This is a genomic window from Flammeovirga sp. SJP92 (assembly GCF_001583495.1).
Lineage (GTDB): Bacteria > Bacteroidota > Bacteroidia > Cytophagales > Flammeovirgaceae > Flammeovirga.
Map to the genome: position 1 here is coordinate 27,371 of NZ_LQAQ01000108.1, position 23,236 is coordinate 50,606.

Consider the following 23,236-nt stretch of genomic DNA (forward strand, 5'->3'; position numbering starts at 1 on the left):
AATTTGAAGATGAAAAATTATCTTCATTGCCTTTTTTGCATGAAGTGTGCCAAGATAAAATTTCAAACATAAATGTCAGTTTTACTGACAAAGCGTCATGAGGTTTTTATAGAGAAATAAGCGTATTTTTAATTAAGCAATAGAATGTCAGTGAATTAAAAAGAGTCTTACATCAATTGATAAAAAGTAAAAATGTCAGAATAAAGTTTTATGTGACCATTGTTACATTAACTATCATTTTCTTTTTTCACTTTTGCATTAAGACAACTACACCTAAATGCAAAGAAACAATATTATAGCACCCTGGCTTCGACATTATAAAAAGTCTTATTTATCAGGAGACCTCTCTGCAGGTTTGACTGTGGGAATCATGCTTATTCCACAAGGGATGGCTTATGCTAGTTTGGCAGGGATGCCGGCAGTTTATGGATTGTATGCCGCTATGATTCCTCAGTTTATTTATGCACTTCTTGGAACTTCAAGACATGTATCAGTAGGGCCAGTGGCAATTGATTCGATGTTAATTGCGGCAACAGTATCTGCTATTTCAGCGGTCTCTTCGGATCAATACATCAACGCAGTGCTTCTATTGACGTTAATGATTGGGATATTTCAAGTGTTTTTTGGAATGATAAGGTTGGGTTTTTTGGTGAATTTTATGAGTAAGCCAGTGATTAGCGGTTTTACATCAGCTGCGGCATTTATCATAGGCATTGACCAATTGAAAAATCTTTTAGGAGTTGAATTGATCAATAGAGGGACTGCTTTTGAGGTTTTATGGGCCACTGTTCAACAGTTTGAGTCCATTAACCTGCAATCTGTTTTGATTGGTGTAATTGGATTGTCAATCATACATCTTACCAAAAAATGGTTGAAAAAAGTGCCTGGTTCTTTAGTCGTTGTTTTATTTGGGTTAGGTGTAATGTATTTTCTTAATTTGAATGTAAAGATCTTGGGAAGTATTCCTAGTGGATTGCCTACTTTACACTTGCCTCATTTTGAGATTGAATTAATGCTTCAACTATTACCTTCTGCTGCTGTTATTGCATTGATTGCCTACATGGAATCTATTTCAGTGTCAAAAGCATTACAATTAAAACACAAAGGAGAATATAAAATTAAGAATAATAGAGAGTTTATTGCTTTGGGTTTAAGTGATATATTAGGCTCTTTTTTCGGGGCTTTTCATACAACAGGCGGGTTCAGTAGGTCTGCAGTGAATGAGCAGTCAGGAGCTGTGACAAATTTAGCAAATATCATAAGTGGACTGGTTTTACTTTTTACATTACTTTTTCTGACGCCTTATTTTGAACAGTTGCCATTAGCCATTATCGGATCAATTATTCTAGTTGCAGTTTATGGATTAATCGATACTGATTACCCTAAGTTATTATGGAAAACAAAAAGGGAGGATTTCTATATGCTGTCAATAACGTTTGTTGTTACCTTATTGCTAGGGATTCAAATTGGTATTCTTTCAGGAATGGTCCTTTCTTTATTATTGTTAGTAAAACGAACGGCAATGCCTCATATTGCTGTTTTGGGGAAGTTGAAAGGTTGTAATGAATACAGAAATACCAATCGTTTTAACGACGTGGAGGTACGTGATGATGTTTTGATTATCCGCCAAGATGCTCAAATGTATTATGCTAATTGCAATCACTTTTACGAATTTGTTTTGCAGGAAGTAGCCAAGAAAAAAAATAATTTACAAGTTGTTGTACTTCACTTTGGAAGTGTTTCTAATATTGATTCCACAGCGTTATCTGTACTAGAGGATCTGATTTTAGAATTACAGCAAATGAATATAAAAACCTATTTTTCTGATGTGATTGGCCCTGTTCGAGATTTTTTGAATCGGGTAGGGTTTATCAAAAACTTGGGGAAGAATCATTTTTTCCTGGATGTACAAAATGCCATTGATTATTTCGATCAGAAAGGCAATCAACAGGAAATTAAGCTTAACTTTGAAAGAGCGATTCAGTCCAACGAATTTGAAGAAAGAAAAATATAAATAACATACTGATTTTAAACATATAAACTTATCATACAATGAAAATTGAACAAATCTATACTGGCTGTTTGGCTCAAGGAGCGTATTATATTGAGTCAAAAGGAGAGGCCGCTATTGTTGATCCGTTAAGAGAAACGAGACCATATATTGAAAAAGCGGAGAAGGATGGTACAAAAATCAAATATATTTTTGAAACCCATTTTCATGCTGACTTTGTTTCAGGTCACGTTTCATTAGCAGAAAAAACAGGAGCGAAAATTATTTTTGGGCCCACTGCTCAAACTACTTATGACGCACATATTGCAGCAGACAATGAGGAATTCCAGATTGGAGATATTACTATAAAAGTTTTACATACTCCAGGGCATACCCAAGAGTCAACCACTTTTTTAGTAAAAGATGAAAAAGGTAAAGACCATGCAATCTTCTCTGGAGATACACTTTTTATTGGTGATGTGGGAAGACCTGATTTAGCGGTAAAATCAGATTTGTCAAGAGAAGATCTGGCAGGAATGTTATTTGATTCTTTGAGAAATAAAATTATGCCCTTGTCTGATGATGTAATTGTATATCCAGCTCATGGAGCAGGGTCTGCTTGTGGAAAAAACATGAGTAAAGAAACTTTTGATGCTTTAGGAAATCAGAAAAAAACAAATTATGCTTTAAGAGCCGATATGTCAAAAGAGGAGTTTATAAAAGAAGTGACAGAAGGTTTGACAACTCCACCACAATATTTCCCTCAAAATGTCAAGATGAATAAAGAGGGATATGAAAATATCGATTCCATTCTAGAAAAAGGTACGGTAGCTTTAAATCCACAATTATTTGAAGAAGTTGTTAATGCTGAAGGTGCTCTGGTATTGGACACAAGAGATCCTCAAGTTTTCAAAGATGCATTTGTACCCAATTCAATCAACATTGGTGTGAATGGTGGTTTTGCCCCTTGGGTAGGAGCATTGGTATTGGATTTGAAACAACCCATAGTTATTGTAACAGACGAAGGAAAAGAAGAAGAAGTAATTACTAGACTTTCAAGAGTTGGTTATGATAATACTTTAGGTTATTTAGAAGGAGGAATTGAAGCATGGGAAAAGGCAGGTAAAGAAATAGATAGTATTGTTTCAATTACAGCAGAAGATTTAAAGGAGCGTCTTTCTTCAGAAATCAATGTGATTGATGCTAGAAAAGATGGTGAATATAAATCTGAACATATTGATAGTGATAAAGTAATGCATAAACCATTGGACTACATTAATAGTGAATGGTCAGATCTAGACAAATCAAAAACTTATCATATCCATTGTGCAGGTGGTTATAGATCAATGATTGCTTCTTCCATTTTAAAATCAAGAGGTTTCGAAAACATCATTGATGTGAAAGGAGGTTTTAAAGCAATTAAAGAAGCTGGAATTAGGACTACCGAATTTGTTTGTCCATCAACATTATAATAGTCTTTATGTTGAAAAAATAAGCCCTCAATTTCATTACTGCAGAAACCGAGGGCTTATTTTTATAGAATTATTTTCAACGTTCTAAATGATTTTATAAGTCACACCAAACTTTCCATAAAGGTTGAATAAGTTGGGATCTACAACTTCATACCCAAACGGGAAAATACCACTAAAGCCCCAAGAAACTTGAAGGTCAATAGTAAACTTACCCAATTCTTTTTGAGCACCGAATTGTGCACCCCAATCAAAACTTTTTAAATCATTGCTATAATCATAAGGGGTATCTCTGCCAACAGGTGCTGTAGTCCCTGTATCATCTGTCAATAAACTGCCTTCTAATATTTTACCATTAAAAGAGCCATTGACCATATAAGCCAAATACAAACCAGCAACACCGTACCAACCATTATCCTTTTTACTTAGAGGAAGCCTGAATTGTATCGGAAGTTCTATGTAGTTGAGATCTATTTCCATATACACATCACCCGTTACCCTTCCTAAATAGGTCTCAGATACTTTGAAAAAACGATCTTCAACAAAGGCTGTCGTGTTATTTCCTTTTCTAGTATAAAGAAGTTCTATTCTGATGGACTGCCTTGGGTTGGGTAATTTATAATCAAAATACACCCCGACAGAGGGGTTAAAACTTGTGTTCCAATCATAGCGGTCAGGTATGTCTTGAAAATAAAATGGGGCAGAGGCTCCTAAATTAAATCCAATTCGTGCACCTAAGTTCCACTTTTTTTCCGTTTCTTGACTAAAAGAAATAGAGGGGATAACGAATAGAAAGATTAAAGCAATAAGATAATTTTTCATATTTAATATTCAATTGAAATTTCGTCTACAAACATTGTACTCCCTATAGCACCTCTGAAGAAGTCTCCGGCACTGCTTGAAGTGAACACAATGATCACATGAGTAGGAGTTGCGTCTGCATCCGTCCAACCTGTTTCTTCTTCTCTTAACCTAAAACCTGGAACTGGATTGATGATCTCACCATATTGCACATTGAGCGTTTTTTTAGTCCATTCTGTGACTGTGTCACTGTTTTGCATTGCAGCAGTACCCACTCTTTCAATTTTACCCCCTTCTCTTTTTTGAAGATACATATAAGCCAAACAAGAATCAATTCCAGCAATAGCAGTACCAGTTGTGCCAACATATTCCTCATAGGTATCACCTGGAGTGTACTTATAATGAAAAGTCATGCTTTTAGGCCTTTTTGTATATGGAACACCCAATATTGCACTTTTGGCAGGGTCAGCGGAATTGAAAACAAATTGACCGGTATAAAATGTTGAAGCGGCAATTCCTGTGAACAACACTCCTGCAGTTTCAAGTTTTGCTGCACTTCCATTCACCACGTCGGTTTTTTCCTCAAGAGCATTAATAACACTTACAATGGAAGTTCCAGGATTAGAAGTTTCCCAACCACTGGGGTTAAAATATGCTCCTTGATCTATCCATGTATCCAGCGATAGATTATCTTCAAAGTAAGGCTCAGCTTCTGGCGTTGAGTCATCACTGCATGAATAAATAAAAAGACTAATCAATAAAAGTGGAAATGGATAATTAAAGATTCTCATTGTTATTAGTATTGTTTTTAATGAAAAGAAGAGCGACTGTTTTATTCTTAAATCAGAGTTTTATGAAGTTATTTCTGAAGGAATACATTACTAATTTATAAAAACTTTTCATGAATCTGACAAAGTATATATCAATCTTATAGAATCGTATAAATTTTTGTACAACTAAATAGATATGTTATGAGTGAATATTCATGTTATAAAGTGCGTTTTACACCTTTCTAAGTGATATTTTGAATGTACACTGAGTTATGGAATTGGAGTTTTTGAACAATAAAAATAGAAATATTATGATCTTAACATAATGAACAATCTTTGAGTTTGAGAGCTATCATTCTGACCCTCAAAAAGAAACAAAATGAAAAAAAATAAGATAATTCGACGAAAAAAAATTGATATTCAGTTATTTCTTATTATAATTGCATGGCCAGCATACTTTAAATAGATAAATAACTATCTCATTACTTTTCAATCCAAATAAAAACTTAAACTATTAGAATGAAAAATTCAATTATTAGACTTGTAATCCTATTATGCTTAGGATTAACTATTTACTCATGTTCTGTAACGAAAGACGAACAAATCATTGAAGACCAATTAGACCAAGACTTAACATTACAAGTAGAAGACAATTACGTTGTGATGCTTAAGCAAGACCTTTCAAGTGCCAGAACGAAGAATATTTCATTCTCGCAACGTCAAGTAATCATGAAAGGTGAAGCAGAAGCTTTCGTATCCGAGTTCAGCCTTCCTTCAAGCTCTATCAACAGAGTTTATGGTGGTGTTTTTAATGGCTTTTCTTTGAAAATTTCAAGTCAGGCTATTTTAAACAGTATGAAGAATGATCCAAGGGTACTTAGTATCGAAAAAGATCAAATCTTTACACTTGCAAAACCTACCGTTGGAGGAGTAAGTACTAGCTCAACACAATCAACACCATGGGGAATCACTAGAATAGGCGGTAGTGTAGCTTATACTGGTAGCAATGTGGCGTATGTAATGGATACGGGCATTGATTTAGATCACCCAGATTTGAATGTTGAAGAATCTTTAGGATTTAATGCATTTACATGGGGTAGAGATTCAAGATCATTAGATGATGGAAATGGACATGGTACACACGTTGCAGGTACAATTGCCGCACTTGATAATGGGTTTGGCGTAATCGGTGTTGCCGCTGGAGCAAAAGTAGTACCTGTAAAGGTATTGAATTCTAGAGGTTCTGGTTCATACTCAGGTATCATTGCTGCTATTGACTTTATTGGTGCAAATGGACAGCCTGGTGACGTTGCTAACCTTAGTTTAGGTGGCGGAGCTAACTCTACATTAGACCAAGCAGTTGTTAGAGCTGCTGCATTTTCGGGAGTGAAATTTATTTTAGCTGCTGGTAATGAATCTCAAAATGCTAATAATGTATCTCCTGCAAGAGCAAACGGTTCTAACGTGTATACTATTTCAGCTTCTGATATCAATGACAATTTTGCATATTTTTCAAATTATGGAAGCCCTGTTGATTGGTGTGCACCTGGTGTAAACATCTTATCTACTACACCAAATGGTACATACTCATCATTCAGTGGAACTTCTATGGCCGCACCACATGCTGCTGGTGTTTATCTAGTTGGATCGGCAAAATCTTCAGGAACAGTTAGAAATGATCCTGATGGTAACCCTGATCCAATCATCAGCAGATAATTTTTAAAAGTGTCTGGCTGACTTTGTAATGAGATATGCTAACATTTATGATTTTATATCATAAATGTTAGCTATCTTATTTTTTGTATAACAATTATCCTTAATAAGGATTGTAAGAACTATAACGATTCTAAAATTCTATTGACTGCTTTCTCAAGAATAGGAAATGGAGTAGCGGTATTCAATCGCATAAACCCAACTCCATCTACTCCAAATTGCCTTCCATCTTGTACACCTACTTTACATTTTTCATAGAAGAATTTTTTTAATAATGTTCCACTAGGTTCAAACGCCTTGCAATCTAGCCAAAGTAGATATGTTGCATCTGGATGCATGACGTGAATAGGAGTAGACGCCAACTTTTCTTCTACAAAAGATATATTTTTTTCAATATGTTGAAGCAAAGCTTTGTACCACTGTTCACCTTTTGTATAAGCCGCTAACATAGATTCTGTGGCAAAAGTACCTCCAAAGTCAAAGTGTAGATGTTGTACTAATTTGAGGTATTTAGATTTCAACTTTTCATTTTTGAAAATCAAATAAGCACAGTTTAATCCTGCTAAATTGAAGGTTTTGGAAGGGGCCATACAAGTGATAACTCTTTTAGCTGCAATTTCAGAGATCGAAGCAAAAGGAACGTGTTTATTTCCCCATAGTGTTAAATCAGCATGGATTTCATCAGAAATAATGTTCACATCATATTTTTCACATAATGCTAATAATTGGGTGAGCTCTTCCTTTTTCCACATTCTTCCTGAAGGATTGTGTGGGTTGCAGAATACAATTAATTTTAGTCCGTCTTTCATAGCATCCTCAACTTTATCAAAATCTATAAAGTATCGGCCATTTTTATTTTGTAATGAAAATTGAACTAACTCTCTGTTATTTTTTTGGACATTTTCATAGAAAGGAGGATAAACAGGTGTAAAAATACCCACCTTATCATTCACTTCAGAAAAAGCTTGTACCAAAAAACCAAGTGCAGGAACAATACCCGGAGCAAAAACTAACTCACTGCTGTTTACTTCCCATTGATGCCTTTTCTTAATCCAGTTTTGAGCTGATTGCCAAAAGACATCGGTTTGCATGGTGTAACCATAGATAGGGTGACTGACCCTTTTTTGGAGTGCTTCTACAATTTCAGGTGCTACAGCCAAGTCCATATCTGCTACCCAAAGAGGTATAATATCTTCAGTACCAAATAGCTTTTCTCTTAATCCATATTTGACACTGTATGTGCCTTCTCTATCATAAATTTTATTAAAATCGTAATTCATGTTTCGTATTTAAATTGAATTACAAAAACTACAAAAAAATAAGGGAATCACAATTATGTAATTCCCTTTTTGTGTTTGCAAGCTTAAATTAAACTACTGACAATCTGAACAATCTTTTAAAACTTTTAAATTATCAATTCCAAAGTCATTACCACTGGCCATGGTGTTGTCTGAACGTATGGAGATGTTTATAGATCCCGTAACATTAGACACCCAACATTTCTCAAATGTTGTCCAACCTTGACTTCCAGTTCCGCTTGCATCTGGAATAAGATGAGGATAGTCTACGCCGTCAATGGTTACAATCATGTTGACATCGGGATCGGAACTGATATTGACATCTCCTAAGTCTACTGATAATTTATACCTCGCTCCATTTTCAACCATAAGTGTAGTATTTAAAGCATCTGGTTTTGTAGAGCTTGTAGATCCATTGACTACCATCGCTGTTGAATTATTTTCAAATAGTGTAAAGTAGAAATGGTTGAAATTTGGATCATTGTTTATGATATACATTCCTTGTGGAATAAGTGAGTTTGAAGTGTTAGGAGCCAATGTATACTCACTAGTGTAAGGAGCATCATTATTATCTTCAAAATTGATTTTCAAGACTTCTTCACAAGGGCTTGTTCTTTGCCATATTGGTGGGTTACAACTGAATGCAATATTATCGATTGCAAAATCATTGCCTAACCATTTATCACTTACTTCAGCTATGCCAATTGTTATTATACCACTGGCAGGGGCTGTGAATTCTAAGTACATCTGTTGCCAATCAACATCTTCAGATAGGTCAATAGGTTGATCTAATGAAACTCTATTTGAATTATTGAAACCAATATTATAATCGATGTACATATCCAACATTGGGTTGTTTATATCTCCCCAACGAATAACATTTATGACTTCAGCTGAAAAATAATACGTTTCACCAGCTAACACCGGAATATAATCTTTGAAGAATGTCCTTGAATCATCTGCTAAACCAGGATTGTTATACGAACTTCTATCTGGATTGTCGTCTTGAGCAGCGTTGATGACCATTACGTTATCACCAAAATCGGCTTCCATAAAGCTACTATGTACACTTTTAGGATTGTTGGTAAAACTGACAAGTCCTTCCTCATTATTTTGATCCAAGCGATCGGCATAATTGTAACTTCTGAGATAGGTATTAACAAAAGCATTTTTATCTGTTATGTTATCAAAATTTCCAATGCCATAGTCTTCACAGTAATCAGAAAAAGCAGACACGAAGTTGATGTCAAAACAATCACTTTCCTCACTTTCAAAATCTACAATTTTTACCCATTGAATCACATCACCGTAATTCAATTCATTGTTATTCTCTGCAATATGAGCAAGCGGGAAAATATTATTGGTTAATCTTGCTGTGCCAATTTCAACCCATTGGCCCATAAATCCACTGCTGTTTGTATCTCCTATCCAAGTGTCATTTATGTATCGAGGTTGATTTCCATCAGAAGAGACCCATACGTACACTTTAGCTCTTTCTGCATAAGAATTCCAAGCACTTTGAATAGCCGATGCATCTTCATAATAGATTCCTTGGTTGTCTTTTTTGTAGTATTCATAATCAGGATTTCTTCCCCAGGTTGTTTCAACGACTTGTATGTAAGTTGAATTGGTCACTACGGTTGGTGCTCGAAATTTCATAACAGCATAACCACCATTTCCTCCTAGTGATGTAAATAGTTTAGGTCGTTGTCTTAAGTCTGCGATATCAGCGTTTGCTGCGTTTTTTCTTTGATCTACATTAACGTCAGGCATATCGTCAGGAGTGACTCCATAAGGGTAATTAGGTCGGTATAGTTTCATTTCGGCTAAGTTCCAATGTTCATGATACCAAGCATCATCATTGGCTCCTCCCATATTTCTAATAACTCTATCAGTTACCAAGCCATCCGTTCCACTTTCACCTTCTAAATCAAAAACTTGTGTACAAGCCATATCACCTGCAGATGTTTTTGCAAATGCCTTTCCTTTATTGATCGTTTCTTGTGTAAATGTAATGGTCGGAGACACAATCATCTCGCCATCTAATGAATAAATCTTAAAAGCATTTTTCCCTGCAGTAGAAACAATTACATGGTTATCTCCCATTAATGCTGCTCCTGTTACTTTTTTATCAATATTGAATAAATAATCACCTTGTACTTTAGGTTTACCATTAGCATCCATCCCAATTTTTACTTTGATAGCGGCACCACCATAAGCACGTGTAAAGGTGATTAAATGTTCCTCTTCAAAACCACCTGTTTCAGTACTACTTTGTGTAAAAGTAATATCACCTCCTTTAAATTTTAATTTACTGTTAGGTGTGAATACAGTAGAGGTCTGGTCATTACTAAAATAATCATTCGTGAGTTGGTCAACATCATCGTCCTCATCCTCTGCAATAATGGCGTCTGTTGCTGCTGCTCTTAGATAATTTTTGGTGGTGAGATATTCCATAGTAGTGGGGTCTAAAGTAGTGAAATCCCACCAGTCTCTAGTATCAGAAGTAAACGAAACTGCTTTCAAACTGCCGTTAGATAAGGTCATGGTTGGAACAACCTCATAAAAACCACCCGCAATAAATAACCGCCCCTTACGATCAAAATCAACTTGTGTAATACCTACTTTCTTATTGATATTTACATTACCCTTGCCATTCGCTTTTCTTAACTTAAAACTTTTTTCAGCCCCGCTTTCTGGTTGATAGAAGAAGATTTTGCCTTCATTCACCCCCTTTTTATTACTGCCATTATTGACAATTACAAGAGTTTCTCCATCAGGTGAAACGGTCATATGTGAATGACCATTGAAAGTTTTGAGATGGTTTAGAGTGGTAGTAGACCCAAGACCTTGAAAGTCATAACTGACTTCGTATAGGTCTGATATTCCATCTTTATTGTTCAAGAGATAGACTTTTTGACTAAATGGCATTCTAACATTGGAGAGTTGTGTGCTATTATCGTCAGGTGTTAATACCGTTTCGTTGATTTTGGTTTGGCATGCAAAACCAATAAGCAACAAGGTGAAAAGACCTAGTTTAACTAGCTTGTTCATGGTGATTTAAGTTAAAAAGAGAAATTATAGTTTATAAGGCACAGTTACACGGATGCTATCTAAAGCATAATTGCGAGTGATTTACAGAATTTAAAATAGTGTTTATAACAATAGAACAGTGCTGTCACAATTGTAATGTAATGAATTTTAAGCTATTATTTAAATCCTTGATAATCATTAAAAAGTACATTTTGATAGGAGATGAAATATAGTTTTAGTTAGCCGTAATTCGGTATGTTTTAAAATCATAAAACTTTGCTTTTTTGTGTAAGAATATTGATTGAAAAAAAGATTTTGTTGAATTATTTAGTTTAAACTATAAAAAACTTCTAATCATTACATGAGAAGAGAATAATCTTTATTTTTTTTGAATGTATTGTACTATTTTAAATACATAGTTTAAAAACATACCAATACTTTTTATTTTAGAATTACATTTTACATTTCGATGGTAACAAGACTGTATATCCCTTGGAATAGGTTAGTTAGTGATTTGTGGTTTTCAGCCTTAATTATCACCATTTACATGCTATTTCTCTCTATTCTTGATGATGAGCACCTATTGAGCAACCTAAGTTTACCTTTAGGTATTATTACTGTACCAGGTACTGCTATTTCCCTTTTATTAGCTTTCAGAACCAATTCTTCTTATCAGAGATGGTGGGAGGCAAGAATGGTTTGGGGAGCCATAGTGAATGACAGCAGGTCTTGGGTGAGACAGCTGATGACATTTGTAAATACCGATCCCAAAACTAGAGATACTATTATAGAGATGTCTTATCGACAAGCGGCTTGGTGTTATTCGTTGGCTAGACATTTAAGAAAACAGGACACGTTGAAAGATATTGGCAATCTTGTCCCCAAAAATGAGATGCCCAAATTGATGAAAAGCAAGAATGTGCCCAACGCTTTGCTTTTTACTCAAGGAAAAATGTTGAGAGACCTTTATAAGAATGGGCATATTGATACATATCAATTGGTTCAATTGGATGAAACTTTGAGCAAACTTACAGATTCAATGGGAAAGTGTGAACGAATTAAAAATACAGTATTTCCATCCATGTATACCTTATTGTTAGAGATCTTGATCTACCTGTTTATTTTTTCAGTACCTTATGGACTTGTGGAAACAAACGGTTTAGTGCTTTTAGTGACGAGTTTGACATTGGCTTTGGCATTTCTTGTGATTGAAAGAATTGCTACTTATTTACAAGACCCTTTTGAAGATAAATCATCAGACACACCAATGTTGACACTTTCACGGACGATTGAGATCAATATCAAGGATGAGTTAGGCAACGTACCACTCCCAGAAGCATTAAAACCTGTACGTCCTCATGTTCTAATGTAAAAAAAATTGTTTTATATCCATAGTTTGCCCTATTTTTGATGTCATTATTCAGATAAATAAATTAAACAAACATTTATAATGGATTTAGAGAAAATTTCGGAAGAGATAATTCAGGTTGCTGTAGACGCAGGACGTGCAATTTTAGAAATATACAAACAAGAAGACTTAGGAGTTGAGGTGAAGTCTGATAATTCTCCTTTGACTTTAGCAGATAAAGCTTCTCATGAGGTAATTATGAAAGGATTGTCAAACTTCGATTTTCCAATATTATCTGAAGAAGGAAAAGAAATGTCTTATGATGAAAGAAAAGACTGGGAGACTTACTGGTGTGTAGATCCATTGGATGGAACGAAAGAGTTTATCAATAGAAATGGAGAGTTTACTGTAAATATTGCTTTGATCTCTAATAAAAAACCGGTATTAGGTGTGATCTACGTACCAGTTAAAGATGTCATTTATGTTGGTATTGATGGTGTTGGAGCCAAGAAAGGAGAGAATGGAATCCTTGACCCAATTAAAGTAGAATGGAAACCGGCTGATCGTGTGGCTGTTCGTTCTAAATCACATGCAAACCCGGCTGAAGAAGAAATCTTAGAGAAATACCAAGTGACAGATGCAATGTCAGTAGGTAGTTCATTGAAATTCTGTATGGTTGCTGAAGGTAAGGCTGATGTATATTACAGACACGGTCCAACAATGGAGTGGGATACTGCAGCAGGTCAAGCTGTTGTTGAAGCTGCAGGTGGTACTGTTTATGTAGGTAATACAGAAGATGAAGTATTCAAATACAATAAAGAAAATTTATTGAACGGTAGTTTCCTTGTTCTAGGAAAATAATTGATCTCGAATACAACAAAAAAACTCCTAGATTTCATTATAAAAATCTAGAAGTTTTTTTGTTGAAGAGACCTTAAGTTAGGTTTCTTGTTTTTATGCATAGGTTGTTTTCATCACCACCTCATCAGGTTTTCTTTCCCTCTTCCAACGTTTGTGCGTCCAAAGCCAGAACTGAGGTTTTTTCATGATTTCCTTTTCTAGAAGACGGTTATGTCTTTCTGTAATTTCACCATGAGGTTCTAATAGTGGTGTATCTGTTACCAATTCAAAATTCAATTCATAGTACCCTCTTTTCACTCTATTTATTTTAGTGAAAATAACCACCATGTCATGTTCTTTGGCATATTTCTCAGGTCCAAAGAAACAAGCCGTCTCTTGGTTTAAGAATTCCATCCAAATTACATTTTTACTGAAGGTAGGGGATTGGTCAGCGCCAAAAATTAGGCAGAATGGTTCATCACTTTTTTTGCCGAAATATTCTTTAGCATGATCTTTCTGAATCATTTGCAGGCCAAACTGACTTCTTGACTCCGTAATTCTTTTGTTGAAAAACTCATTACTTAATCTTGAAAAAAGACAGCTTACTTGTCTTCCAGTAGATCCAGTGGCAGTAGTAGCGGCATATTCATAATTGTTGTAATGCGTTCCGATGATACACAAGTTACGGTCTTTGTATTTGTCGATAAGATCAAGGTCGTTGTACACGCATCTTTCAAACATATCTTCTCTACTTATATTGAACACCTTAAAGCTTTCGCAGATGATGTCACATAAGTGTTTGTAAAATTCACTTTCGATGTGCTTTAACTCTTCTTTTGATTTATCAGGAAAAGAATTTTTCAAATTTTTCCTTACCACTGACGTTCTATATTTCAGCACCTTATAAATTATGAAATATAAAAAATCTGATACCATATAAAGTAGCTTGAATGGTAACAATGTTATAGGTAAAATGAAAATTGAATATATTAATCTAGTTATCATTTAGTAGTTTATAAAGTAAAATTGAATTTGTTGCATTATTGCAATATAACGAAAAAAAGTACTACTTTTTGTAAATGAAACTTTTGATTTGCAGTGAGCGGATTTAATTAGTAAAATTTATCATAATAATTATCTGTATAGGAATTTTTGATAACAATAATCACCATAATGAGAAGGATTGAAGACCTATCTTTGTGAAAATCAATTTATACAATCAATCAAAACACGTATCGAAATGTCATTTTTTCAAGAAGGTATCTTCGTAGAAGAAGCGAACTTTTTTAATGTGTCAGAATATCAAGTACTTGATTCTGATGTTTCTAAAATGAAAGAAGCAATCAAAAATGCTTTAGCAAATTCAGTAGAAAATGTATGGGTAGTTGTTTCTTTTGGAAAAAAACTTTGGGCTACTTTATCTGGAACCACATTAGAAAAGTTAGAGGATTTTAAAACTCTTGATGGTAAAAATGGTTTTCAAATGCCTGCTACTCAGACCGACCTTTTCTTCAGAGTATTAGGTACAGATCAATCTACTGTTTTAGACAAAACAATTCAGATTGAAGAAGCATTGAAAGGTACTTTCAAAGTAGTGCTTTCAGAAAATGGATTCACTTATAAAGATCATAGAGACCTTACAGGTTTCGTAGATGGATCTGCCAATCCTAAAGAAGAAAAGAAATACGTTGCCGCTTTGATTGCAGAAGGTGAAGCTGGGGCAAATGGCAGTTATGTATTTCATCAAAAATGGGTGCACAATTTAGAGAAATTCAACGAGTTGCCAGTAAGTATCCAAGAAAAAATTATTGGTAGAACAAAAGAAGATAGTATTGAATTGGAAGGAGATGATATGCCTGATAATTCTCATGTATCAAGAACTGATGCCAAACACGATGGTGTGGCTATGAAAATCTGGAGACGATCATTCCCTTATGGATCTGCTTTGGAGAGAGGATTATTCTTTATTGCCTACACTTGTGATCCTTTTAGAGTGGATATTCAATTGGAGAGGATGCTTGGAAATACAGAGGATCAGGTTTCAGATAGAATCATGGAATTTTCAACTGCGGTTTCTGGTGCTTATTCTTTTGCTCCATCTGTTGAAGATTTAAATAAAGCATTATTATAAAGTGATATATTTAAAAAGCATCTCAAGTAATCAAAACCTGAGATGCTTTTTTCTTATTTTTTGACACCAAATCGGTAGTTGATACCTGTCATTAGAAATTTATTATTCTGCTCAATACCGTATTCACCTCTAATGGCAAAATGTTTACTCAGTTCAATACTAAACCCACATTGCACAGTCCAAGTCTGTAATAATTCCTTTTTGATCGAATAATCTACACTTGTATTATCAATCATTCCATTCATGTGGTCATTGATCATACTTCCATCAGGTTCTTTCCCTAGTGCTCTTTTAATCAATAATTTTGTTTTATCGTCCAAACCATTATAAATCGAAGTAATAGGTTCGCTGAGATCAATATCATTTTGAATCACCTCAGATAATAATATCTTCCCTGGTGTTGCATTTGAGTTAGTAAAGTTTCTATTCATGGCACCAATGTAAACCGCTATACTTTGTTTTCCTCGATTGATATTGAATTTTTTTCCAACCCGCATTGAGTAAGTACTTACTGCAATTTGTTCTTCTAAAAGGTCTGTATCACTCAAAGCATAGTTAATATCAACAGAACCAAACCAACCTTGATAACCATAAGCTAATGTAAATCCACCACCATAGGCCAAAGCATCAAAATCTACAGTAGAACCAAATCCCCCGTTTTCGGAATTGCCTAAACCAATACTTGTTGTCCCTTTTACTTGGGAGACCATTCCGTATACATTCAAAAATGGCAAGATATAGGTATCTAATCTGTAATTGAATCCAGATGCAGTAGCATAAGTAACATTATCATTCAATGATTCTAGTATGGGACCATCAACCAGTTCATCAACTTTTTCCTGTGGTATATTTTGCCCAAAATAGGGTAATGAAGGATCGACAGGGTTTAAATTGACACCTAAATCAGTAATTCCCATACCCATAGATGTATTCACATAGCTGACACTAAAACCAATAGGAAGTGGAAGAGAGTATCCTTTATCATATACATTTTGACCTAAAAAGGGTAATCGATAAGGGTACTCTTCTTTTTCTCTGAGTATTAATGTAGTGTCACCTTTTATGTTTTTCTGTAAGCTTTGATGTGTTTTATCAGTGATTTGCTGTGAGTAAACTTGAATTGAAAACAGAGGTAATAATAGTATAAATAATATGTAGGTAATGATTTTCATAAGGTTAAATAAGAGATTGATAAAAAAAAACTATAATTATTAAAACGTAAAAGTATTAAAAAGGTAACAATGTTTCTGTTTATAAATCATAACAATGTAAATTTTAATGAATGGACTGCTACTCTGATTTTGAACTTTATGTAATGTGATAAATGTTACAGTGGTATTATTTGTTGGTTTATACATTTGTACTTAAAACTTGATGACATAAGATCCATCTTTGTTTCAAACATGTTCTTAGTCACAAAAACATTTCAGATAAATTTAAATACTATGGATATTAATCAATTAAGAACACAAGGCGTTAAAATTTTAGATGTAAGATCAAAAGATGAATTTGATGGCGGACATATAGATGGATCTGTAAATATTTCTGTCAATGAGATACAATCTAGAATGGATGAAGTGAAAGCACTAGGTTCTCCTTTGATAGTTTGTTGCTTATCAGGAGGTAGAGCCGGTGTAGCTAAGGCGTTGATTGAAGCGGCAGGTGTAAAAGAAGTGTACAACGCGGGTGGTTGGGAAAGTTTGCTCTAAGTAATCAATATTTTGGAATAAAATATTAGAGTATGTCTGAAACATCTTTTTATAATATATATTCCAAACATGCTCTTGAACATTTGTAGGATCGTTAATGAGGAGTTGAGGTAATTTTAGTTTGCTATAACCTTAGTTTTACAATTAATCTATTAATTTTGAACACATATTCTAGGTGCTTTTTATACTTGGAATATGTGTTTTTTTAATATATCAGCATGAAAGTTTCCAAAAAGTATCTTTTACAGCAAGGGCCTATGCTTTATGTAGTAGGACGAACCTTTGTTCAAACCATCCTTCCTTTTCTCAAAAAAACTTCAGGCTCAGCCTCAGGGTTACAGACCAAGACAGTTTCTCCACCTTCTAAAGAACTTCAAGAAGTATACAAAGAATGGACGGGAGCAAGCAAAGGAAGGTACAATGGATTACCGCCACATTTGCTGTCTCAATATGGGCTCTCATTTGGTCTCAATGTTCTCAATCAATTAAAATACCCTTTGGCCAAAATCATAAATCAAGGAGTTGAAATAAAAACATATAAAACAATTTCGGGAAACCATAAAATTGATTTAAAAACTGAAATACTTAGTGTTGATGAAGAGAATGGAAGGGCGAAAGTACAGCAGAAAATGCTGATTTATGAACAAGGGGCATTGTGTATTAAGGTGCATTTGTTTGTTTCTTTTATCATAGGGAGAAAGAATAAATCCAATACTAAAAAATCGGAACAAGAGAATTTTACTTACAGATCAATTGGTAAGTGGAGAGTGCATAAAAATGCAGGTTTTGAATTTGGCGTTTTAACTGGAGATTTAAATCCTTTGCATTGGGTAGATTTTATTGCTAAAGCGACACCATTCAAAGGAACAATTTTACATGGTTTTGGTATGTATGCTAAGGTTTATGAGATGCTTCAAAATAGTTTAGATACAAATCTAAAAATGATGGGAGTGAAGTTTATAAAACCAGTAAAATTACCAAGCGAAGGTTTGGAAGTAATGGTTTCTAATGAGAAAGATAATGATGGAAATGATAAACTACTATTATTAGATAGTGAAGGAAATAAATTGATGGTGGGGACTTTTAATTATTAAATCCCCACCAGCATTATGATATTTCAAGACCTGCTATGATGATATCATCAATCTGTGGCTCATCTTCCATCCATTCTGTCAAGAAATCTTCTAACAGACTTTGATGTTGGAACAGAGGTTTTGATTGTATTGTATTCAGAAATCTGATTAGGTTTTTAGATCCTAATTTTTTATTTCTAGGTCCTCCAAATTGATCTGTTACACCATCAGAGAAGAAATAATAGCGGTCACCTGGCTTGCGTTCATATACTTTATTGGTAAATACTTTCTGTTCGACAGAATTATCACCTACCGTAAAACGATCCCCTTTTACGACTTCAAGGTCACCATGGTCACTGCTTCTGAAATACATTCTTTTAGCACTTGAAATTGTAATGGTTTTATCATGACAATCTTCTAAGAAAATTGTCATGTCAATACTATCCCTATTGCTGTTCTCATCATCTTGTTTTAATAGAGTGATAATGGCGTCGTCAATTTTTTCATTGAGAACTTTAGGATCCACTATTTTTTGTTCAACCACAAAACGGTCTAATAATGTAATGGCAATCAATGTCATGAAAGCACCTGGTACGCCATGACCCGTACAATCTGCCACTACAAAAATATTATGATCCCCGATTTTTTTACTCCAATAAAAGTCTCCACCCACAAGGTCTTTTGGGGTGAAAATCTTAAAATAATTGACGAGGTTTTGTCTAAGTGTAACGGATGATGGGAAAATACTTTTCTGGATATTTTGAGCATAGTGAATACTGCTTAATATCTTATCATGAGCTCTTCTTATGATATCCGCTTGAAGTTGATGAGTTTGTAAGTTCTCATTTAAAGTTTGAGCAATATTCAACTGTTCATTAATAATGGACAGTTCTTCCAAGTGCTCACTTAATTCTTCATTCTGTTGCTGGATTTCATTTTTTTGATCAATGATCCTTTCTTGAGCGTCTTCTAGGTCCACAAAAAGCTCAGCAATACGAATATTGGCGTCAGCAAGAGAAGTTTCACTTTCTTTCAAACGCTTTATTTCATCATCTTTTGCGATGAGCTCTTTTTCTAGTTCCTTTATTTTTTTTTGTAGGTCCTCAACTTTCATATGAAAGTGTTCAAGTTTAAAAAGTAAGAGTGATGTTTGACTCAGAAGCCTCTTCAATATAAAGAGCTACACCTCCAAAATCAACATCTTTGCGAATTTCATCTGTGGTGATGCCCATCATGCCCATTGTCATCTGACAGGCAATCAGCTTGGCACCCATTTCAATGGATAGATCAATGAGGTCAGGAAGTGTTTCGATGTTGTTTTCTTTCATCATCATTTTCATCATGCTTGTTCCCACACCCATCATATTAAGTCTGGATATAGTAGTAGACTTAGGATTGCTAGGCAACATCATGGTGATCATTTTCTCCTTGATATTTTTACCCTTATAGATTGATTTTTCTTTAAGAGCGTTAATTCCCCATAATGTAAAAAATAGTGTAACGTCCATGCCGAAACTAGCAGCACCATTGGCAATGATAAAAGCAGGAATAACTTTATCTAATTCAAAGCTTGTTACTAGCATTGTTATTTTTTCATTTTCTCTCACTTGAATAGTACTCAACTGTTGTTGAATACTTTCTAACTGATTTTGAAATGCTAAAGTTTTTTCGTTTACTTTTTCTTCAACAAGAGCGTCAATATATTCTTTAAGTTTTTGGTCTTCCATTGTTTATAATGATTATTTAGTTTTTTCGATAATAGCAACTCTATTTCTGCCTTCTTCAGTATATGAAACCAACAGATGCCCTGTTTTTCGAATCCAGGCTTCCACATCCGCCTTAAAAGCGGGGTCAGTAGCTACCACCTCTATCTGTTCATTAATATCAATGGTTCTTATTGTTTTTGCTATTTTGACTATTGGCATTGGGCAATTTAGATTGCTGCAATCCAATAAATGTTTTTTTACATCTTCCATAGTAGTACGAGCGAGTATGTATTTTTAAACGTTAAATTCAGGTGTTTGATTTTGAAATATAGGAAAAATACAAAAAATAATACTAAAACAGCTACCCTTTTATTGGAGTAGCTGTTTGTGCGTATTAAAATTATAATTTTTCTTGGAAGAGATTAAATATTCTTTTGTATTCATCTATCCAGCTTGTGGTCTCTCTAAAACCATGGGGCTCAATTGGGTAAATTGCCATGTTCCAGTTTTCTTTTTTAAGCTCAATCAGTCGTTGTGACAGCCTTACTACATCTTGGAATTGGACATTGTCATCTACCATACCATGTAATATCAATAGATCACCTTTCAAACCCTCAGCAAAGTAAATAGGAGAGCTTTTTTTGAAAGCATCTGGATCCAACGCCGGTGTATTCAGGATATTTGAAGTATAAGGATGGTTGTAGTGTGCCCAATCTGTAACAGATCGAATGGCGGCACCTGCTTTGAAAGTTTCACCTTCATTAAACATCGCCATTAATGTGATGAAACCTCCATAAGATCCACCATAAATACCAATACGGTCTTTGTTGATGCCGTGTTCTTTAATCAGGAATTTTGCTCCATCCACATGGTCAGATAAATCTTTGCCTCCCATATGTCTGTAAATACCCGTTCTCCAATCTCTACCATAACCAGAAGATGCTCTGTAATCAATATCAAGTACGGTGTATCCGTTATCTACAAGCATATTGTGGAACATATATTCTCTATAATAAACACTCCACCAATTGTGGACATTTTGCAGGTAACCCGCACCGTGCACAAATAAAACGGCTTTATGTTGATCCTTTTCAGGAGATGGTTTATATAATCTAGCATGAACATCTTGTCCGTCTTCAGCCTTGAATGTAACTACCTCCGGTACTCTCCATTCGTATTGGTCAAAAGCTTCCGTTGTTGATTTTGTTACTTTTACCCATTCTGCACCTGGTTTGTTGGCTTGAATGTATAATTCTTCAGGTTTGTTTGAATAAGAATAAATATCAGCAAAGAATTTTTCGTCAGGTGACAGTGTAGCTGTATGATGACCTACCGCTTGTGTAATTTTAACCATTTCACCACCGTTGATACTCACTTTATAAAAATGAACTTCACTGCTGTTTTCTTTATTCGAAGTGAGGTAGAAGAATTTCTTGTCTTTTGAAACTTCCGTTTTATGAATTTCAAAATCACCTGAAGTAATCGCTTTTGTTGCTTTTGTCTCAACATTATAAGTATACAAATGGGAGAAGCTAGTTTTTTCAGACTGATACCACATTGTATTTTCATTGATCCAGCCTATTGGTTCAATCCAGAAGTTCCATCCACTGATTCCTGGACCGCCAACCCAAGCATCATCATGCTGTCTGTCAATTTCAGTAAAAGATCCATCCTCTAGGTTGATCTGAATTAGCCATCTGTCTTTATTATCATATGCTCTTACATCTGCAACTGCATAATTTTTATTAGGAGAAAAATGAGGAGGGTGCATGACCACTTTTCTCTTCTGATTTAATAAAGAAGAGTCTCTTTCCGGATAGTTTTCAAAATACTTTGGGGTGTCATTTATTCCTGAAAGTTTACTTAGATCAATAGCATAAACCGTATCTTTTTGAACATTATAAACAAAACTTTTAAAAGTATCTTCCGGACTTCCAACTTTTGGACGGGCATTCTGCATTTTCACATAGCCTGTTCCTTCAACCCAAACGGGCATTTCTGTAGCATAGTTACCAGCTCTTGTACCTAAAGAATATACCACATAGTTGGCATCATTGCTAACTACAATGTCTGCAACATATTGACTATTTAAATAGATCTTCTCTTTTGATTTATTGGTCACCAATTCCTGATGTGCACTTTTTTCATTTTTCCTTTCTTCTCTTAATCTTACAATTTCAAAAAGTTCTTTTTGTTGCTCTTCCAAAAACTCCTTTTGTGGGGTAGATGAGTGCTCTCTTGGTGTACTGCCGTTTACAATATTTGTAACCTGATGCGTGATTCCCGTAGATTCATCCCATATGAAAATGTTATTACCTTGTTTGAAAGAAATTTTTGAGTGATCATCTTGAAACTTTACATTCGATTTTCTCTCAAGCGTATTTGTAATCTGTTTTTGTACTCCTTTTTTAAAGTCATACACATACAGGTTATTATCTTTTATATATACTTTTTTAGACTGATCTTTATTCCAGTTGCCACGGGCAGAGGGAAGTTGTTTTTCTTCCTCAGGTGTCACCAAAGTATATTTTTTTGATTTGATGTCTACTTTATACAAAGAAGCATAGGCTTTGTTATCTTTGTTCCAGTAGAAGTAGATTGTTTTAGAATCTTTTGCCCAAAAAGGCTTTGAAGGAGACTTGCCAATATAGTCTTCTCCACTCATGATTTCATCAAAGGTCAAAACACTTTGATTATCTTGTGCTGTTGCAATGAAAGCACAAAGGAAAAAGAAGGGTATAAAAAAATAAAGTTTTTTCATTGAATTTAATTTATTGAATTGGTAAAGGTGAGGGTAGCTTTGTCCTATAGTTTCAATGGACAAACATGCTGTCCTTTATATAAAAAAATAGCCCAAAATTGAGCTATGAAAGTTTATTGACCGTAAATGTTGAATTCCCCTAGGGTTTGGAATGTCATTGAATCGCTTCTGACCGCAGACCTTAGGTAGACATCAGTAATGAAATAAGCAGTGTCTGCTTGCATGATCAATCCAGCACTGTCACTATTCACACTCAAAATCAGATCAAGGGATTTATCGGTGATGTTGGCAGGGAGGTCATGAAGATAACCTACTCTTGTTTTCTGATCTAATGTGTTCCCTAGATAAACATCAATTGAATCAATAATCACTAAACTGGAATCTGAAGGAGCAGTTACACTCAGCGTAATTCTATTAAAGCTTACTTTTCTAGTTTTGGTCAGTTCTATTTGTAATTTCTGAAAAACACTGTCCCTCGTATTAGAATAAGCATAAGGAAGGCGTTCAACTCTCTCATTAGGAGGGGTTAGAAAATAATATGAGTTCAATGAAGTAAGTTGTAAACCTTGGATAGTGAGGTGGTCTAATTCCTGC

The 23,236-nt window shown here is 34.6% G+C and carries 19 protein-coding genes; 8 read left to right on the top strand and 11 right to left on the bottom strand.

Going from position 1 to position 23,236, the window contains the following annotated elements:
- Positions 1-277 precede the first annotated feature (277 nt).
- Together AVL50_RS27905 and AVL50_RS27910 are read left to right on the top strand one after the other, a co-directional pair.
- Complete coding sequence (locus AVL50_RS27905; protein WP_063850969.1) at positions 278-2,014, top strand: SulP family inorganic anion transporter; 1,737 nt, start codon at positions 278-280, stop codon at positions 2,012-2,014.
- Between the two features lie 38 nt (positions 2,015-2,052).
- Positions 2,053-3,462, top strand: a complete 1,410-nt coding sequence (locus AVL50_RS27910) for a rhodanese-like domain-containing protein (RefSeq protein WP_062620582.1) — start codon at positions 2,053-2,055, stop codon at positions 3,460-3,462.
- 84 nt (positions 3,463-3,546) lie between these two features.
- Here AVL50_RS27910 and AVL50_RS27915 read toward each other — a convergent pair whose 3' ends face one another.
- Complete coding sequence (locus tag AVL50_RS27915) at positions 3,547-4,281, bottom strand: porin family protein (protein ID WP_062620585.1); 735 nt, start codon at positions 4,279-4,281, stop codon at positions 3,547-3,549.
- A gap of 2 nt (positions 4,282-4,283) precedes the next feature.
- Complete coding sequence (locus tag AVL50_RS27920; protein ID WP_062620587.1) at positions 4,284-5,051, bottom strand: PCMD domain-containing protein; 768 nt, start codon at positions 5,049-5,051, stop codon at positions 4,284-4,286.
- Between the two features lie 498 nt (positions 5,052-5,549).
- Between AVL50_RS27920 and AVL50_RS27925 the strand changes: the two genes are divergently transcribed.
- Positions 5,550-6,746 (top strand): S8 family peptidase, encoded by a 1,197-nt coding sequence (locus tag AVL50_RS27925; protein ID WP_062620589.1) that lies wholly within the window; start codon positions 5,550-5,552, stop codon positions 6,744-6,746.
- Positions 6,747-6,865: 119 nt separating this feature from the next.
- Here the strand turns inward: AVL50_RS27925 and AVL50_RS27930 are convergent, their stop codons facing one another.
- Both AVL50_RS27930 and AVL50_RS27935 read right to left on the bottom strand, forming a co-directional pair.
- Complete coding sequence (locus AVL50_RS27930) at positions 6,866-8,023, bottom strand: MalY/PatB family protein (protein ID WP_062620590.1); 1,158 nt, start codon at positions 8,021-8,023, stop codon at positions 6,866-6,868.
- Between the two features lie 93 nt (positions 8,024-8,116).
- A complete protein-coding gene (locus AVL50_RS27935; RefSeq protein ID WP_062620592.1) occupies positions 8,117-11,095 on the bottom strand; it encodes a hypothetical protein in 2,979 nt (992 codons plus the stop codon).
- A gap of 448 nt (positions 11,096-11,543) precedes the next feature.
- Here AVL50_RS27935 and AVL50_RS27940 point away from each other — a divergent pair, with 448 nt between their 5' ends.
- Complete coding sequence (locus AVL50_RS27940) at positions 11,544-12,446, top strand: bestrophin family protein (protein ID WP_062620594.1); 903 nt, start codon at positions 11,544-11,546, stop codon at positions 12,444-12,446.
- A gap of 78 nt (positions 12,447-12,524) precedes the next feature.
- Positions 12,525-13,283, top strand: a complete 759-nt coding sequence (cysQ, locus tag AVL50_RS27945; protein ID WP_062620596.1) for a 3'(2'),5'-bisphosphate nucleotidase CysQ — start codon at positions 12,525-12,527, stop codon at positions 13,281-13,283.
- Positions 13,284-13,376: 93 nt separating this feature from the next.
- Here cysQ and AVL50_RS27950 read toward each other — a convergent pair whose 3' ends face one another.
- A complete protein-coding gene (locus AVL50_RS27950) occupies positions 13,377-14,267 on the bottom strand; it encodes a lysophospholipid acyltransferase family protein (protein ID WP_082796038.1) in 891 nt (296 codons plus the stop codon).
- 235 nt (positions 14,268-14,502) lie between these two features.
- On the opposite strand from AVL50_RS27950, the gene AVL50_RS27955 reads away from it, so the two are divergent.
- Entirely contained in the window at positions 14,503-15,393 is an 891-nt protein-coding gene (locus AVL50_RS27955; protein ID WP_062620599.1) for a Dyp-type peroxidase, read from the top strand.
- A 53-nt stretch (positions 15,394-15,446) separates the two neighbouring features.
- Here the strand turns inward: AVL50_RS27955 and AVL50_RS27960 are convergent, their stop codons facing one another.
- Positions 15,447-16,565, bottom strand: coding sequence for a hypothetical protein (locus AVL50_RS27960; protein ID WP_062620601.1), 1,119 nt, complete (start codon positions 16,563-16,565; stop codon positions 15,447-15,449).
- Positions 16,566-16,838: 273 nt separating this feature from the next.
- Between AVL50_RS27960 and AVL50_RS27965 the strand changes: the two genes are divergently transcribed.
- Together AVL50_RS27965 and AVL50_RS27970 are read left to right on the top strand one after the other, a co-directional pair.
- Complete coding sequence (locus AVL50_RS27965; protein ID WP_172826940.1) at positions 16,839-17,102, top strand: rhodanese-like domain-containing protein; 264 nt, start codon at positions 16,839-16,841, stop codon at positions 17,100-17,102.
- Positions 17,103-17,320: 218 nt separating this feature from the next.
- Complete coding sequence (locus AVL50_RS27970) at positions 17,321-18,196, top strand: MaoC/PaaZ C-terminal domain-containing protein (RefSeq protein WP_062620605.1); 876 nt, start codon at positions 17,321-17,323, stop codon at positions 18,194-18,196.
- A 13-nt stretch (positions 18,197-18,209) separates the two neighbouring features.
- Here AVL50_RS27970 and AVL50_RS27975 read toward each other — a convergent pair whose 3' ends face one another.
- From AVL50_RS27975 to AVL50_RS33445, 5 genes are all read right to left on the bottom strand, one after another.
- Entirely contained in the window at positions 18,210-19,289 is a 1,080-nt protein-coding gene (locus AVL50_RS27975) for a PP2C family protein-serine/threonine phosphatase (protein WP_062620607.1), read from the bottom strand.
- A gap of 16 nt (positions 19,290-19,305) precedes the next feature.
- Complete coding sequence (locus AVL50_RS27980) at positions 19,306-19,902, bottom strand: DsrE/DsrF/DrsH-like family protein (RefSeq protein ID WP_062620609.1); 597 nt, start codon at positions 19,900-19,902, stop codon at positions 19,306-19,308.
- A gap of 12 nt (positions 19,903-19,914) precedes the next feature.
- On the bottom strand, positions 19,915-20,151 hold the full coding sequence (locus AVL50_RS27985) for a sulfurtransferase TusA family protein (protein ID WP_062620610.1): 237 nt from the start codon (positions 20,149-20,151) through the stop codon (positions 19,915-19,917).
- 130 nt (positions 20,152-20,281) lie between these two features.
- Entirely contained in the window at positions 20,282-22,642 is a 2,361-nt protein-coding gene (locus AVL50_RS27990) for a prolyl oligopeptidase family serine peptidase (protein WP_063850973.1), read from the bottom strand.
- A gap of 113 nt (positions 22,643-22,755) precedes the next feature.
- Positions 22,756-23,236 (bottom strand): hypothetical protein (locus tag AVL50_RS33445; protein WP_172826941.1); only part of this gene is annotated, 481 nt, incomplete at its 5' end.